The sequence below is a fragment of the Cohnella sp. AR92 genome (genome assembly GCF_003990975.1).
Taxonomy (GTDB): domain Bacteria; phylum Bacillota; class Bacilli; order Paenibacillales; family Paenibacillaceae; genus Cohnella.
Genome location: NZ_RZJR01000002.1, coordinates 472,647 through 487,781 on the forward strand (window position 1 = coordinate 472,647; position 15,135 = coordinate 487,781).

General features: G+C 57.4%; 13 protein-coding genes. 4 read left to right on the forward strand and 9 right to left on the reverse strand.

What is annotated here, in order from left to right:
• Positions 1-139: 139 nt before the first annotated feature.
• The 5 genes from ELR57_RS04445 to hemE all read right to left on the reverse strand — a co-directional run bounded on the left by ELR57_RS04445 (position 140) and on the right by hemE (position 6,538).
• Entirely contained in the window at positions 140-1,327 is a 1,188-nt protein-coding gene (locus ELR57_RS04445) for a copper amine oxidase N-terminal domain-containing protein (protein WP_158629929.1), read from the reverse strand.
• A 330-nt stretch (positions 1,328-1,657) separates the two neighbouring features.
• A complete protein-coding gene (locus ELR57_RS04450) occupies positions 1,658-2,854 on the reverse strand; it encodes a copper amine oxidase N-terminal domain-containing protein (protein ID WP_126957648.1) in 1,197 nt (398 codons plus the stop codon).
• Positions 2,855-3,068: 214 nt separating this feature from the next.
• Positions 3,069-4,544 (reverse strand): protoporphyrinogen oxidase, encoded by a 1,476-nt coding sequence (gene hemG / locus ELR57_RS04455; protein WP_126957650.1) that lies wholly within the window; start codon positions 4,542-4,544, stop codon positions 3,069-3,071.
• Between the two features lie 27 nt (positions 4,545-4,571).
• Positions 4,572-5,492, reverse strand: a complete 921-nt coding sequence (gene hemH, locus ELR57_RS04460) for a ferrochelatase (RefSeq protein WP_126957652.1) — start codon at positions 5,490-5,492, stop codon at positions 4,572-4,574.
• Entirely contained in the window at positions 5,489-6,538 is a 1,050-nt protein-coding gene (gene hemE, locus ELR57_RS04465) for a uroporphyrinogen decarboxylase (RefSeq protein ID WP_126957654.1), read from the reverse strand. Before hemE ends, hemH begins: the two co-directional genes overlap by 4 nt.
• Before the next feature lie 192 nt (positions 6,539-6,730).
• Between hemE and ELR57_RS04470 the strand changes: the two genes are divergently transcribed.
• A complete protein-coding gene (locus tag ELR57_RS04470) occupies positions 6,731-7,954 on the forward strand; it encodes an MFS transporter (protein ID WP_126957656.1) in 1,224 nt (407 codons plus the stop codon).
• A 43-nt stretch (positions 7,955-7,997) separates the two neighbouring features.
• Here ELR57_RS04470 and ELR57_RS04475 read toward each other — a convergent pair whose 3' ends face one another.
• Positions 7,998-8,663 carry an O-methyltransferase gene (locus ELR57_RS04475; protein ID WP_126957658.1) on the reverse strand — a complete coding sequence of 222 codons (666 nt, stop codon included), beginning with the start codon at positions 8,661-8,663 and terminating at the stop codon, positions 7,998-8,000.
• A gap of 244 nt (positions 8,664-8,907) precedes the next feature.
• Here ELR57_RS04475 and ELR57_RS04480 point away from each other — a divergent pair, with 244 nt between their 5' ends.
• From ELR57_RS04480 to ELR57_RS04490, 3 genes are all read left to right on the forward strand, one after another.
• Complete coding sequence (locus ELR57_RS04480; RefSeq protein ID WP_126957660.1) at positions 8,908-10,914, forward strand: LTA synthase family protein; 2,007 nt, start codon at positions 8,908-8,910, stop codon at positions 10,912-10,914.
• A 229-nt stretch (positions 10,915-11,143) separates the two neighbouring features.
• Positions 11,144-12,532 carry an MBOAT family O-acyltransferase gene (locus ELR57_RS04485; protein WP_126957662.1) on the forward strand — a complete coding sequence of 463 codons (1,389 nt, stop codon included), beginning with the start codon at positions 11,144-11,146 and terminating at the stop codon, positions 12,530-12,532.
• A gap of 90 nt (positions 12,533-12,622) precedes the next feature.
• Complete coding sequence (locus ELR57_RS04490) at positions 12,623-14,050, forward strand: copper amine oxidase N-terminal domain-containing protein (RefSeq protein WP_158629930.1); 1,428 nt, start codon at positions 12,623-12,625, stop codon at positions 14,048-14,050.
• Positions 14,051-14,109: 59 nt separating this feature from the next.
• Here ELR57_RS04490 and ELR57_RS04495 read toward each other — a convergent pair whose 3' ends face one another.
• The 3 genes from ELR57_RS04495 to ELR57_RS04505 all read right to left on the reverse strand — a co-directional run bounded on the left by ELR57_RS04495 (position 14,110) and on the right by ELR57_RS04505 (position 15,070).
• Positions 14,110-14,370: a YuzB family protein gene (locus ELR57_RS04495; protein WP_126957666.1), complete on the reverse strand. Its 261-nt coding sequence runs from the start codon at positions 14,368-14,370 to the stop codon at positions 14,110-14,112.
• A complete protein-coding gene (locus ELR57_RS04500; RefSeq protein ID WP_126957668.1) occupies positions 14,357-14,659 on the reverse strand; it encodes an iron-sulfur cluster assembly accessory protein in 303 nt (100 codons plus the stop codon). Before ELR57_RS04500 ends, ELR57_RS04495 begins: the two co-directional genes overlap by 14 nt.
• A gap of 165 nt (positions 14,660-14,824) precedes the next feature.
• A complete protein-coding gene (locus tag ELR57_RS04505; RefSeq protein WP_192896514.1) occupies positions 14,825-15,070 on the reverse strand; it encodes a hypothetical protein in 246 nt (81 codons plus the stop codon).
• Between the last annotated feature and the right edge of the window lie 65 nt (positions 15,071-15,135).

The following is a 15,135-nucleotide window of genomic DNA, read 5'->3' on the forward strand; positions in this document are numbered from 1 at the left end:
TCAGGAAGTACACCGATTACACTTCCAATTATATATTGGCAATGCTTGAAACAATAAGAGCGTATTCGCATTATAAAGGGATAAAAATAGCCACTGAGCATCAAAAAAAACGGCAGGGGAACCCCCTGCCGTTCTTCGTTTATTCCAACGGTTCCGATGCCATCGCCAGTGCGTGAGGGTCCAGAAGCCATTGACCGTCTCTCTTCTCCGCGGCGTTCATCATGTAGATGCGTGCTTTCACCGTCTGCCCGGCCGCCTTCACTTCCGTGGTCGCTTCGAAAATAAAAGTCGCTTTATTTGAGCCGTAATAATCGACGACGACGAACTTTCCGATCGCGGTGTTGTTGTCAATGGCCTGGAATGTCTTCTGAACTTGCTCCCTGGCCAGCTTCTTGGTCGCCTCGTCATCGAAATACATCGTGTTCATATACGCATCGATGTCTTCGTCCAACGCAGCCTTCATCTGTTTATCGAGCAGATCGCGTAGCGCCTTTTCTTCTTCCTTAGGGATATCCGCGGGTTGGTTAAGCAGCTCCGGAATGTTCGTGAAGAGGTAATTGGACACCGAGAAGCTGTATATTCTCCAATCGCCGTTCGTATCCGCTCTAAGCGTATAGTCGAATGTCGCTTGATAATCCGGGGAGAAGCCTTCTCCTCCCGTCTTCTCGTTCTTCTCGACGGTTTCCAGTACGGCCTCTTGCGCCGAGTAAGAAACGATCTTCCTGTTCAATATCGTTGTCTTGGTTTGAACCCGGTCCCACTGTTCCGCAAGAGATTCTTCGATAGAGCTCCGAATCGGAGAGTCGCCGGTGAAGAGCGCCACTGTATCCCGGAGGCTCTGCTTAACTTCGGCGGCGGCTAACTTGTCCACGACGGCAAATACCGCCGTCGGCTCGTTGTCGACGATGACGACCGTATTCGCTGCCGCGTCCCACTTTACGTCCTTGCCGGACAGCGTCGCAATGAACCGGACGCCGACCAACGTGCGGTTATTTACGATTCGGAGCTGGTTATCGATCGGAACGGATTTGCCGTCGACCAGCGCGATATCCGCTCCGACCGCCATCTCGATCGTTCGGTCGCTTGAAACGGCGTTGATCTTCTTAAGCGCGTTATCGTACGAAACCTGATAACCCAAGGCCGCAAAAAGAGAACGGAATTCCACGAACGTTCTCCCGTCAATCGCCGTCGGCTGGACGGCGAACGAGACCGGTTCACCGTTTAGCAGCACTTGAATCGCCTTCTGCTGCTGAACTGCCGCCTCTGCCATACCGGTGCATACAAAAAAGAGTACCGCTGCCATCGCAACCAGCCAAGCTTTTCTCATCGATCCCATCCCGTTCCGCGTCTCCGCATAAGTAGGCAACGCGCGCCATCCCGTTCATGCTTGGACATGCTGCACGTTACTTGAATGATCTTAGCGTAAACGCTTCGAAAAGAATGTTGAACGACGCTGTCGGATCGGTAAAGAACGCAAAGAAATGCGCCGCCAATCCCAGAAACGAATTAAACCAATGTTCCAGGCGGAAGCGCCGAAGGCAAAGCTAAACGGCCCCAGTCCAATGGAATAGAGGACCAAGGCCGCCTAACTGACATTACTTTTATATACTGTCTACTTGACGGAGGGGCGGTTCACCTGCCGTTGGGCGATCGCCGTTTATAGTTGTTCGTTTGCCAATTGCACCGCCAATGGGTTGAGCAGCCACTTGCCTTCTCGTTTCTCGGCATCGTTCGAGATGGTCGCGCGAACTTTGATCGTATGCCCTTGCGCCTTCACTTCCGTTGTCACTTCGAACAGAATCGTCGCTTTGTCGGAGTCGTAATAGTCGACGACGGCGAATTTTTCGATGGTCATTTGGGAGTCGGTGGCATCGAAGATTTGTTGGATTTGCTCTCCGGACGCCTTCTTGGAGTTCTCGTTGTCGAAGTACATTGTTGCCAAATAAGCATCAAGATTTTCTTCGGAGGCTGCCTTGACTTGCTCGTCAAGTACGGCTCTTAAAGCCTGCGCATCCGCGGCAGGCACGTCGGCAACTGGCTCGAACAGATCCGCGACATTCAAGATTTTGTACTCGGTCATTTCCAGCATGTAAATTTTCCACTCGCCGTTCATGTCCGGTTGCAGCGTGTAAGTGAATTTGCCTTGGTAATTCGGGGAAAAGCCATTGCCTCCCGTCTTGACGTTCTCTTCTGTCGTCTCCAGTATCACTTGTTCGTTCGAATACGAAACGATCGCCTTCTGCAGGAACGTCGTCTTGGTCTGAACTCGTTCCCAAGTCGCGGCGAGTTGTTCGCCATAGGCTTCCTTAATCGGGGAGTCTTCGGAAAAGAGGGCGATCATCCCCTTCGCATCATGTGCAGCTTCAACCAATTGCATCTTGTCCAGCAACCGGTATACCGCAGCCTCTTGCTCCGGAGTCGGTCCTTTATCGACAATAACGACCGTTCTCGTCGCCGGATCCCACGTTACGTCTTTGCCGGACAACGTTGCGATGAAGCGTACTCCGACGAGCGTGCGGCTATTCAATACCTTCAATTGATCATCGACTTGAACGGCGCTGCCGTTCAAGAGCGCTTGGGTCGCCCCGACCCTCATTTCGATCGTGCGATCGCCGGATACCGCTTTAATTTTCTTGGTTGCGGCATCATAGTCAACGTTATAGCCAAGGGCGGCAAACAACGAGCGGAACTCCACGAACGTTTTGCCCTCGATTGCCGTCGGCTCGACGGCGAACGTGACGGGCGCTCCGTTCAGAAGCACCTGGATCGGTTTCTGCTGGGTTGCCGCCCCCGCCATTCCCGAATACGCGAAAAAGAGTGCTGCCGATACTACAAGAAGCCAGAATTTACGCATGTAATAATCCCTTCCTGTCCCAATTTGATAAATGCACACTTTTACGATTTTACCCTATTCCTCGCTGGAATTTTGTAGAAATTTGTAACATGAGTTGCTATTATTTTGAGAAGTTTAACAGAAAAGAAGGAGAGAAAAGAGAAAAACCTATCCCACGCCTCGACAATAGCCGAGGAAAGATAGGTTTAAACTTTATCGAGTACTAGCAACCGATTTATTCCTTATCGAACGATAGAATCTGCTCGGCGGATTCCTTGCCCCTGCGAACGCAATCGGGAAGGCCGACCGCGTCGAAGGAAACGCCGGTGGCGTAGACGCCGGGCAGCTTCTTCGCCAGGCTCGCGCGGAACGCCGCGACATGCTCGACATGCCCGACGCCGAATTGCGGCATGCCGCGGCGCAGCCTCGTGATCTCGACGAACTGCGGCTCGGCGGTCAAGCCCATTAGCGTCTGCAGATCGTGGCGCACCGCCTTGGTCATCTCCTCGTCGCTAAGCTCGACGTCCTTGTCGTTGCCGGCGTGGCCGACGTAGCAACGAATCAGCCGCTTGCCGGCGGGAGCGGTGTGGCCCCACTTCGAGGATGTCCAAGTGCTCGCCGTAATCGTCAGGCCTTCGGAGTGTGGGACTAGGAAGCCCGATCCGTCAAGCTTATGGTTGAAGCCGCGCTCGTCGTATGCGAAGACGACGTTGGCGACCGAGACGTACTCCATCTCGCCAATCGGTCCGACTTCCATATGCGGCGAGAGCAGCGGCATCGTTGCGTAAGCCGGAAGGGTGAACAACACCGCATCGGCTTCGACGGCGGCTCCGTCCCGCAGAAGCAGGCGGTAAGCCTGCGAGGAGCCTTCGGCTGCCGGAGCTTGCTCCAGCGCCGTCACTTCCCCGCCCAAGCGGATCTCGACGCCCAGCTCGCGAAGCTGCGACTCCAGCGCTTCGATCACGGTGGACAAGCCGTTCTTGAAGGTCAGGAACGCCGTCGGCGGGATCTTCGCGCCGCCGACCGCTTCGGATCTGGCCTTCGCCGCTTGAGCGCCGGCCACGGGAGCGAGCCGCTTCGCCTCGATCATGCCTTTAATGACGCTTCCGTACTTCCGTTCCATCTCCCGGAACTCGGGGAAGGTCGCCTTGAGGCTCAGCTTGTACAGATCGCCGGAGTGAATGCCCGCGAGCAGCGGCTCCGCGATGCGTTCCACCATCTCGCGGCCCAGCCTGCGCTCGAGGAAGCTCCCGACGCTCTCGTCCTCTTCCCCTACGCGCGGCGGGATTCTCATCTCGTCCAGCGCTCGGAGCTTGCCGTGCGGGGAGATCAGGCTTGTCCGCGCGAACAGCCCGAGGTTGTTCGGGATGCCCAGGTTGATTCCCTTGGGCATCGGCTTCAAGCCGTCGTGGGCCAGATACGTCTTCACCGCTTCCGGATTCGTGCCCGTCAGCTCGTCCAGCAGGCCCAGATCGCGGGCCAGATGCAGCATCGGCAGCTTCCGCCCCAGGAACGAATCCGGGCCGCGCTCGATGACGAACCCGTCTCTTCTTAACGTATTTATTTTGCCGCCGAGGCGATCGGAAGCTTCCAGCACGGTCACTTCGATCTCCCGGTTCTGTTCCTTAGCTTGCCGCTTCAAATAAAAAGCGGCGGTGAGGCCGGTAATGCCGCCTCCGAGTATCGCCACCCGTCTGACATTACGTCCCATTTCGCCACTCTCCATTCCTTATGATATTCAGCCTTGGGCTGCCTTCGCGATCGTATCCGCCAGCGCGTTCATGTACTGGGCGTCGTCGTTCAGCATGTCGATGCGCTCCAGATGGACTCCGCGTTCCGCGGCGAACTTGCTCGCCTCGATATCCAGGTCGTACAGGACTTCCAGATGGTCGGACACGAAGCCTACCGGCGCGACCAGCACGGCCTTGATGCCTTCGCTTGCCAGCTTCTCGATCGTCTCCAGAATATCCGGCCCGAGCCAAGGCTGGCCGGTCTGTCCCGCGCTCTGCCAGGTGAATTGCCAGCGTTCGACTCCCGCTTGCTCCGCGATCGCGCGGGACGTCTCGAGCAGCTGCTCCGGATACGGATCCTTCATCTCGACGATCTTCGCCGGAAGGCTGTGGGCGCTGAACAGCACGAGCGCGCCTTCCTTGTCGGAGCCAAGCTTGCCCAGCCCGTTCGTTACGCGCTTGGCCAGCGCCGAGATCAGCTCCGGATGCAGGTGGTAGCTCTCGACCTCCGCCAAACGAATGCCGTGCTTCTCCGCCTCTTCGCGCGCGCGCTTCATGTAGCCGCCGACGCTCATCGAAGAGAATTGCGGCGTCAGCACGATCGCGACGGCTTCCTTCACGCCGTCCGCCGCCATCGCCGCGACGCCGTCCTCGATGAACGGAGCAGCGTGCTTCAAGCCTTGGTAGCAGCGGTAACGGCCCGCTCCCGCCTGCTCGTCAAGCGTGCGCTGCAGCGCCTCGACCTGGCGGTTCGTATTCTCCCGCAGCGGGAACACTCCGCCGACGATCGCCTGGTAACGCGAGGTCAGATCGTCCAACTGCTCCGGGGTCGGGGGATGACCGCGGCGAATGTGCGTGTAATACGCCTCTACGCCTTCCAGACTCTCCGGAGTTCCATATGACATGACGAGTACGCCAATTGCGCTCATCCCGGCACCCTCTCTCTCAGCTTTTGCTCCGAATATTCATGGACGAATTGCGTCAGCTCTCTCAGCTTCTCCAGCGAGGCCTCGGGGAACAGTCCATGGCCCAGGTTGAAAATATACCCGGGTTCCTTGATGCCTTCATCGATCAAACGAGCGGCATGCTCATGAATGACGTTCTGCGGCGCGGTCAGCACGTACGGATCCAGGTTGCCCTGCACCGCGAATTTGCCGCCAAGGCGGCGACGGCCTTCGGCGATCGGCACGCGCCAGTCGAGTCCGACCACGTCGGTCCGCAGCTCGGTCAGATAAGGCAGCAGCTCGCCGGAGCTGACGCCCGGGAAGTAGATCTTCGGAACGTTCACGTCCGCCAGCTTCTCGAAGATGGCCTTCACGTGAGGCAGCACGAACTGCGCGAAGTCGTGCGGGGCCAGCGAGCCGACCCAGCTGTCGAACAGCTGCACCGCTTGCGCCCCGTTCTCAATCTGCGCGCGCAAATAAGAAGCCGCCATGTCGGACAGCTTGCTCATCAAGCGATGCCACACTTCCGGCTCCGAATACATCATCGTCTTCGTGCGTATGTAAGACTTCGACGGGCGTCCTTCAATAATATAGCTCGCGAGCGTAAACGGCGCTCCTCCGAAGGTGATGAGCGGAACTTTCAGCTCTCGGCGAAGGATTCGGATTGTCTCCATCACGTGAAGCAGGTCGCCATCGACATCGATCGGACGGAGTTTCTCGACGTCGGCAGCCGTTCGTACGGGATTGTGGATCACCGGACCGACATCCTTCACGATGTCGAAGTCGATGCCGATCGAAGCGACCGGGTTCATAATATCGGAATACAAAATAGCGGCGTCTACCCCTAGCTTGTTCACCGGCATGATCGTAACTTCCGCTGCCAGCTCGGGCTGACGGCAAATCTCTAGCAAGGAATAGTTCTCTTTGATCTTGCGGTAATCGGGGTCGTACCTTCCGGCTTGGCGCATGTACCATACCGGTACCCGGTCTACGGGCTCCCCTCGGCACGCGCTCAAGAAGCGGTCGTTCATCCTATTCGGTCCCCTTTTTCAAAGATGGAATGGGTTACATTGTCTCCATTATGCCCCTTTTGAGGGGTGGTCACAACCTTTCGCCGTCCTGCGTGTATGACAAAAATATGACAAAGAACGTCCAAACCTTCTAAAATGGTCTATACTATACTGGTCGTTGAAATTATCTTACCAGTAAGAGAAGGTGCCTGCATGCAGCGTTGGAAAGTCAACCTCTGGGTTCTATGGCTAGGCTGCTTCCTGGTCTCTGCCGGCATGACCATGATCACTCCCTTCCTCTCCCTGTACCTTCAGGAAGACCTCGGCCTGCAAGGGCAGCACGAGATCGGAGTATGGGCCGGCTTCATATTCGCTTCGAACTTTATCACTTCGTTCTTCTTCCAGCCGATCTGGGGCAAGCTGTCGGACCGTTACGGGCGGAAAATGATGCTGCTGCGTTCCGGCTTCGGGATGGCGATCGTCATGGCTCTGATGGGATTCGCGACGGCTCCGTGGCAATTGCTTCTCCTGCGGATGCTGAACGGCGTCATCTCCGGCTACATCCCGGCGGCCGTCTCTCTGGTTTCGGCGTCGACGCCGAAGAAGAAGATGGGCTTCGCCCTGGGAACCGTCCAATCCGGCTCGATCGCGGGTACAATTCTCGGACCGCTGATCGGCGGCCTTATGGCGGATCACTTCGGATTCCGCCCGATCTTCTACATAACCGGCGGCCTGCTGTTCCTGGCTTCGGTTCTGTCCTGGATCATGGTGAAGGAGAAGTTCGACAAGCAAGCCGCGGCGCTTGCTCCGAGAACGAGCATGATGGGCAATCTCCGGAAGCTGCTCCGAATCCGGCAGCTGCCCGCGCTCTTCTCCATCACGTTCCTGATTCAGTTCGCGATGCTCAGCCCGATGACGCTTATCCCGCTCTACATCGGCAACCTGAGCGGTCCGACAGACGACATCGCCTTCTGGGCCGGCTTCGTCAGCGCGGCGACCGGCCTGTCGAACATGATCGCCGCGCCGCTGCTCGGCAAGCTGAGCGACCGGATCGGCTCCTTCTGGATTCTCGTCATCTGCCTGGTCGGAGCCGGGCTCATGTTCATTCCCCAGTCGTTCGCCGGCTCGGTGCCGGAGCTGCTCGTCTACCGGTTCCTGCTCGGCTGCTTCATCGGCGGCCTGACGCCTACCGTCAACTCGCTTATCCGGCGCTACACCCCGGATAACAGCGTGAGCCAAGCATTCGGCTTCAACAGCAGCTCGCTCGCGCTCGGGAATATGGTCGGCCCGATCACGGGCGGAGCGCTCTCCGGCCCGATCGGCATCGAGGGCATCTTCCTCGTCTCGGCGGCCAGCCTGCTTCTTACGTCCGTATGGGCTTATATCTCCCTGAGACGGGCAGGCGTAGCACCCGCGCATCCTACCGGTTCTAAGTAAACGCCCATCATCGAAATCTAGCCGAACGAGCCGGACTCCTTCCTTAGGCGTTCGGCTCGTTGACCATGGCCAGCAGCAGGCCGTCATACGAAGGCAAGTGGACCGACGTCAAGCGCGGGTCGCGGGCGACGCTCCGGTTGAACTCGCGGATCGCGAGCACGGACGGGCCTTGCTTGTTCGGGTCGAGCGTGCGTCCGCGCAGCAGCGTGTTGTCCGCGGCGACGATCGCTCGCGGATTCGCCAGCCGGATCGCGAATTCCAGATAGACCGGATAGTTCTCCTTATCCGCGTCGATGAAGAAGAAGTCGAACCGGCGTCCCTCCGCTTCGAGCCTGGCAAGGCTGTCCGCCGCCGCGCCGACGAGCATCTCGCTGCGGTCTCCGAAGCCAGCCTCCTTTAAATTAGCGGAAGCCAGCTCCGCGAACTCGGGCTTCAGCTCCAGCGAGGTCAAACGGCCTTCGCCGGGCGGCAGCCCGCGGGCCAAGCATACGCCGCTGTAGCCGCCAAGCGCCCCGACCTCGAGCAGGCTCCGCGCGCCCGTCGCGCGTACGAGCAGCGTCAGCAGCCGGCCGTAGCCCGGCTCGACGGAGATCTCCGGCATGCCGCGCTCGCGAATCGAACGTTCGATCTTCTCCAGCTCCGCGTCGCTCTCATATAAGGAATCGAAATAACTCTCCGGGGTCGTCTCGCGATGAATCTCCTTGCTCATAACCACTCTTCCTCTCCTTGCCGCGGTCAGCGCCGCAGGACTCTTCTTCCATTGTAATCGATCTCTCGGCACAATCGCGAGAAACCTTCGTTCTCCCATGCAACTCCATGGGGTTTCCTGTCGTCTTTGTTTGAAAGAACGCCTTATTCGAAGTATACTAATTGGAGTTTTGTTTGTGATTCGTTAACAAATACCCGGATTGGGCAAAGCCAACGATGACGGGTCGAAAGGAAGCGTATTTTCCATGATGTCTACGCTGCAGACCGCAGCTCGAAGAGGGGTTCGGCTGTCCTGGGAAGGCATTCGCCTCTGGCCTTACTGGGGAGCGATGCTGCTGATCGCGTCCATGGCTTACAAGTTGAATTGGCTGGACCGTCAATTCGACGTCGGCGCGATGAACCACTGGAAGCGTACCGTTAACGTCGGCGCGATGGTGATCGCCACCTTCTGGACCGTATGGCTGGGCAGGCGGGCAAGGGCGATTGCTCTTACCGTTCTGGATCTTCTCTTATCCTTTATCATGTTCGCGGACCTGATCTATTTTCGTACCTTCAAAGACTTCATCTCGGTTCCCGTGCTGTTCCAGGCCGGCCAGGTCGGCGAGCTTGGCGACAGCATCAAGGACCTGATCAAGCCCGGGGATTGGATTCTCTTCGCGGATCTTCCCGTCGCCATCCTGCTTACCGCCCTCGTGTTCTGGCTTGTTCGGCGTTCGAGAAGGCAGCAGGTGCCGGGAATGTCCTTGCCGAAGCCGCCGATCTACGCGCGGAAGGCGCTATGGGCGCGTCTCGCCTTGGGACTCGTTCTTCTCTTCGCCGGGATCTACATGATCGCGAATCCGGTCAACGAACAGAAGAACGGATGGGCCCGGGGACTGTTCACCGGCAACTGGTGGAACATTCCGATCTATAACGTAACCGGGCTGTTCGGCTTCCACGGCTATGACGCCTATCGGTACGCCAAGGAGCATTGGGTCGGCAACGGACCGTCGGGAGCCGAGATCGAAGAAGCCGCCGGCTGGTTCAAGGATCGGGAGGCGCTGCAGAAGAGCGGCGAAACCGAGCCGATGTTCGGGGCTTACAAAGGGAAGAACGTGCTCGTCATCCAAGCGGAGGCGTTCCAGTCGTTCGTGATCGGGCAATCCGTCAACGGAGCCGAGATCACGCCGAACCTGAACAAGCTTCTCGGCCAGAGCTTGTACTTCCCTAACTTCTATCATATGACGGCCCAGGGACGAACGTCGGATGCGGATTTTCTGACGAGCTGCTCGCTCCATCCGATGACCTCCGGTTCGGTGTTCAGCCGCTTCGCCGATCATGAATTCGGATGCATTCCGCAGATCCTGAACGAAGAAGGCTACGACACGACCGTCCATCACGCCTACGACGGCAGCTTCTGGAACCGCACGAACATGTACCGCGGGATGGAATACCAGGAGTTCTACACCATCAACGAATACGAGAACGACGAGCCGCTCGGCTGGTCGCTCGGAGACAAGTCGTTCTTGCGGCAGACGATCGACCAGCTCAAGGAGAGAGGGAACAAGCCTTTCTATTCTCTCGCGATCACGATCTCCGGCCACCATCCGTTTAACCTGTCCTCCTCGGCCGTCGATTTCGATTCCGGGGAGTTCAAAGGGACGACGTTCGGCGATTACCTGGAGGACATCCACTACGTGGACGAAGCGATCGGAGAGCTCGTGGGCAAGATGAAGGAAGAAGGCCTGTGGGACAACACGATTCTGATGTTCTACGGGGATCATGACAATTCCCTGTACGACATGGACGTCTACGAGAAGTTCTACGGACGGAAGCTGTCGGACCAAGAGAAAGACGCGATCGTTCGCAAGGTGCCGTTCTTCATCCACTTCCCGAACGACGAGAACGCTGGCGTCAACGAGAAAGCCGTCGGCCAGATCGATACGACGCCGACGATCCTGCAGCTTCTCGGAATCTCGACGGAAGGCCATCCGCTCATGGGCGTCAGCATGGTATCGGCCGCCGAGAGCTCGATCGTCTTCCGGAACGGCGGCTTCACTACCGGCAGCCTCTACTACATTCCTTCCGGCGACGGAGTGACGGAGAACGGCTCCTGCTATGCGATGCCGGACGGGACGAAGACCGACATCGCGCTCTGCAAGCCGGGAGCCGAAGCGGCGAAGACCGAATTGCACGTGTCCGACCTCGTCGTCGAACACGACCTGATTCCGAAGATTCGCGAGATCGAGCAAGCAGAAGATCCGGAGCCATAAGCCATCGCTTGGCGGCGTCGCAAGCCTTCCCGCTTCGACGCCGCTTTGCTTTGCTGCCGGACCGCCGCTCGCCTTCTCCCAACTTCGGGGCTACATATTCCGTCTATTTTTAGGACAACTTAAGGGGACTTTAGGGATAGAGTGCAAATTTTGTATTTTAATCTCGCTTAAAGTCGAAGATAATAGTTTTTAGAGCAGCAAAACCATCGAAGGAAGAAAGAGGGACGTCATGCTATTTAATTCCTACCCATTCATCTTCTTGTTCCTGCCCGTTACGTTGATCGTCTATTTCGTCCTGAACCGGCTTCGCTGGACCGTCGCGGCCAAGACCTCGCTGGCCCTGGCTTCCTTGTTCTTCTACGGCTATTGGAACGTCAAATACTTGCCGCTTATGCTCGGTTCCATCGTTTTCAACTACTTTATCGGATGGTGGCTGTCCAAGTGGGCCGACCGCAGCGCCGGCAAGCGCCGGGCGGTGCTCATCTTCGGGCTTGTCGTCGACCTTGGCCTTCTCGGTTATTACAAGTACGCGAACTTCTTCCTGGAGAACATCGACAAGCTGACCGGCCATAGCTACTCGGCGCTGCAGATCATTCTTCCGCTCGGGATCAGCTTCTTCACCTTTACGCAGATCGCCTTCCTCGTCGACGCCTTCAAGGGCAAAGCGAAGGAATTCAATTTTATCAGCTATACGCTGTTCGTCACCTTCTTCCCTCACCTGATCGCGGGCCCGATCCTGCACCATGGCGAGATGATGCCGCAATTCGACCGCAAGCGCAATAAGATATGGAACTGGACCAACGTCGCGAAGGGCGTCTATATTTTCTGCATCGGCTTGTTCAAGAAGGTCGTTATCGCCGATACCTTCGCCCTGTACGCCAATGACGGCTTCGCCAAGGCTTCCTCCTTCACCGAATCCTGGGTAGCCTCGCTGTCCTATACGTTCCAGCTGTACTTCGACTTCAGCGGCTACACGGACATGGCGATCGGCATCGCGCTGCTGTTCAACATCCGCTTGCCGCAGAACTTCAACTCGCCGTATAAGGCGCTCAGCATCACCGACTTCTGGAGACGCTGGCACATGACGCTCAGCCGTTGGCTGCGCGACTACATCTATATCCCGCTCGGAGGCAACCGCAAAGGCTTCGCCAGAGCGAACGTCAACACGATCATCACGTTCCTGCTCGGCGGCCTGTGGCACGGAGCCGGCTGGACCTTCATTCTGTGGGGAGCCATGCACGGCGTCGGACAAGCCGTTCAGCGCATCTGGTCGCGAAGAGGGCATCCGATGCCGAAGTGGCTGGCTTGGTTCATCACGTTCATGTTCATCAATGCGACCTGGGTATTCTTCCGCGCGGAGGACTTCCATCAGGCGATGCGCATCCTGAAGGGCATGGTCGGCCTGAACGGCGTCGGAATCGATCACGTCCGCTCGCTCGCGACTCCTATTCTGCTTATCGTGATTTTCCTGCCGTTCGTCTTGTTCCTCAAGAACTCCTCGGAGAAGGAAGAATCGATGCGCCCGAGGCTTCGGATCGCTCTGTTCATCGCCGTGCTGTTCATTATCTCCCTGCTGTACCTGAACCGGATCAGTACGTTCCTGTACTTCAATTTCTAGAAAGGCGGTCGTGTGCTCATTATGACTTCGCTCTCCAACTCCGCTCCGCGTACAGGCCGCGGCTTATCGCTTAGAAAACGCTCCAAAAGGATGGTAGGCTGGTTCCTGCTCTGCGCCTTCCTCGCCGCCGGGGCGGTTGTCTCGATTACGGTCATTATCGACCCGCTCCAGTTCTACCACAAGGTTACCTGGTACACTCCGCGCTTCTCGACGGAAGAACGATACCAGAACCCGGGCCTGGCCAAGAACTGGGATTACGATACGATCGTCATCGGCACGTCCATGACCGAGAACTTCCTGCCCTCCGTCGTCGGCAAAGAGCTCGGCGGAACCGTGATGAAGCTCTCGATGGAAGGCTCCACCGCCGACGAGCATAACAAGATGGCCAAGGTCGCCTTGGGCACCGGCAAGGTCAAGAAGATTCTCTGGGGCCTCGACTACTTCTCCTTGAAGTCCAATTCGGCCGACGAGAGCTCCAAGTTCCCGGATTACATGTACGACGACAAGCTGTGGAACGACTATCCTTATCTCTTCAACTACTCGGTGTACGAGCAATTCATCAACGACATCAAGGCGAAGAGAAAAGGCATGAAGCAGCAGAACCTGGAGTATCTGTACAACTGGAACCGCATGGTGACGTACGGCAAAGCCAAAGTGGCGAAGACGTACGCGACGGCCAACGAAGGGGAAGTATACTTCGGCCTCAACGAAGAGCCGTTGGAAGTGGTCAAAAAAAGCTTCGAGAATAATATCCTGTCGCTCGTCAAAGCTCATCCGGAGGTGGAATTCAACTTCTACTATCCGCCGTACAGCGTGCTGAGACAGGTCGTCTGGTACAACACGAACCCCGGCCGCTTCGAGAATCAGATCGAGATGCGCAAGTGGATGTACGAGCAGTTCGCCCAGTACCCGAACGTCAAGCTGTATGACTTCCAGGCCGCGGGCGAATGGACGTACGACCTCGACCTCTACAAGGACTTGTCGCACCACAAGCAGGACGTCAACACCTGGATCGCCGAAGCGATCGGGCGAGACGATGCCGCTTACCGCGTAACGGACGCCAACATCGACGTCTTGAACGACCGGATCGAGAAGGACGCCGAGACCGCCATCCTGAACAAGGACAACGATGTGGTCAACGTGAGCGTCTCTCTGGACGGCCAATCGCTGGTCTTCACGAACCGCGTTCTCGCCGAAGGCGATAGCGGCAACGAGCTGCTCGTGCCGGTTAAGCAAGCGGCTGCCGCCCTTGGAGCCGAGCTCAGCTGGGATCAGCCGACCAAGACGGTGTCGCTGCGCAAGGACGGCCATGAGGTTCGGATGATCGTCGACGCGATGGTCGCCACCGTAGACGGTTCGAAGGTGGATATGGCTTATGCGCCGAAGCTAGTCGGAGGAACCGCGCTCGTGCCGGTCAGCTTCGTCTTCAAGCAGATGGGCTGGAACGTCGACGTCGCTCAGCCGGATGCGAAGACGACGGTCATCGCGATCGCTTCCTCTTCCGCTTCCGCGAAGTAAACAAAAAGGACAGTCAGGCTTTATGGCCTGACCGTCCTTTTTTGATGCGCGTTTTGATTCTATTTTTTGATATATGGTTTGATCTTCTCGAGCAGCTCGTCTTCGGTCGCGCCTTTGATATAGCGGCCGTTCACGAAGACGAAGCCTGTCCGCTTGCACGGCCCGCAATAGGATTTGCACGCGACCTTGATCTCGGTTCCCGGCGCCGCCGCTTGCAGCTTGCTCGTAAGCGACTTGATCCGAATATGCCTGCACTGGTCGCAGATCCGGATGTCGTTCACGGCCGAGCGGGGCTTAGCCTGTTCCTCAATGCTCGCCATGGTTGCCTTTGCTCGGATTCGTGATAACGAAGCCTTCTTGCGGGAAGTACAGGTAGTCGATGATGATGCCGTCGAGGAAGTCTTCTCCTTCCTTCAGAAGAACATCGATTCCCTTGTCGGTGGAGACGACGACGTCGCCTTCCTTCTGCTTGTCCAGGTCCATTCCGTAGTGGGCATGGTCGCCGTGGGCGTGGGTCACGAAAACGCGCAGCTTCAGCTCGGCGTTCTCCGGCTTGTCGATCTCGGTGCGCAGCACTTTCGCCGCGTTGCGTGTAATTTTGCACTTCATGTTCGGTCTCGCTCCTGTCTCGAATCTATTTAGTAGACCCGCCGCCGTTCCGGCTAGTCTCTTGATGCTCTCGTTCTATTGTAATAACTTCGGTTACGGAACTCAAGGGAGGATTCGAGCGAACGGGAACATCCTCGCGCATCCCCCTACCCGCAAGCCGCTTCCTTATGTCTTAAGACCGTACTTGCTCTCCATTCGCCCCGCGTACCATCCGGCTATCGCGATGGTTACCGCAATATCGTCGATAGGCATAAAAGGCATCAGATCCGGAAGAATCCAATAGAGAACGACCGGCACGATGAACAGCAGCTTGTCCCGAACGAGAACGCGGGGAGACTTGAGCACCCTCCATACCCTCGCGGGCAGTCGAATGCCAAGCCTAAGCCATGAGGCGCCGTTGCGTCTAGCCATGCTGTTTCCTCCCTTGTTGCGCCTGGGGCCCGCGCCGGGCCATGCCGGCATGAGCGGTCAGACGT

Bases quoted from the DNA above. Each gene is read 5' to 3' on its own strand.
- ELR57_RS04450 (WP_126957648.1), bottom strand. From the start codon at position 2,854: ATGCGTAAATTCTGGCTTCTTGTAGTATCGGCAGCACTCTTTTTCGCG.
- ELR57_RS04485 (WP_126957662.1), top strand. From the start codon at position 11,144: ATGCTATTTAATTCCTACCCATTCATCTTCTTGTTCCTGCCCGTTACG.
- ELR57_RS04480 (WP_126957660.1), top strand. From the start codon at position 8,908: ATGATGTCTACGCTGCAGACCGCAGCTCGAAGAGGGGTTCGGCTGTCC.
- ELR57_RS04495 (WP_126957666.1), bottom strand. From the start codon at position 14,370: ATGGCGAGCATTGAGGAACAGGCTAAGCCCCGCTCGGCCGTGAACGAC.
- ELR57_RS04490 (WP_158629930.1), top strand. From the start codon at position 12,623: ATGGTAGGCTGGTTCCTGCTCTGCGCCTTCCTCGCCGCCGGGGCGGTT.
- ELR57_RS04475 (WP_126957658.1), bottom strand. From the start codon at position 8,663: ATGAGCAAGGAGATTCATCGCGAGACGACCCCGGAGAGTTATTTCGAT.
- ELR57_RS04500 (WP_126957668.1), bottom strand. From the start codon at position 14,659: ATGAAGTGCAAAATTACACGCAACGCGGCGAAAGTGCTGCGCACCGAG.
- hemE (WP_126957654.1), bottom strand. From the start codon at position 6,538: ATGAACGACCGCTTCTTGAGCGCGTGCCGAGGGGAGCCCGTAGACCGG.
- ELR57_RS04445 (WP_158629929.1), bottom strand. From the start codon at position 1,327: ATGAGAAAAGCTTGGCTGGTTGCGATGGCAGCGGTACTCTTTTTTGTA.
- ELR57_RS04505 (WP_192896514.1), bottom strand. From the start codon at position 15,070: ATGGCTAGACGCAACGGCGCCTCATGGCTTAGGCTTGGCATTCGACTG.
- hemH (WP_126957652.1), bottom strand. From the start codon at position 5,492: ATGAGCGCAATTGGCGTACTCGTCATGTCATATGGAACTCCGGAGAGT.
- hemG (WP_126957650.1), bottom strand. From the start codon at position 4,544: ATGGGACGTAATGTCAGACGGGTGGCGATACTCGGAGGCGGCATTACC.
- ELR57_RS04470 (WP_126957656.1), top strand. From the start codon at position 6,731: ATGCAGCGTTGGAAAGTCAACCTCTGGGTTCTATGGCTAGGCTGCTTC.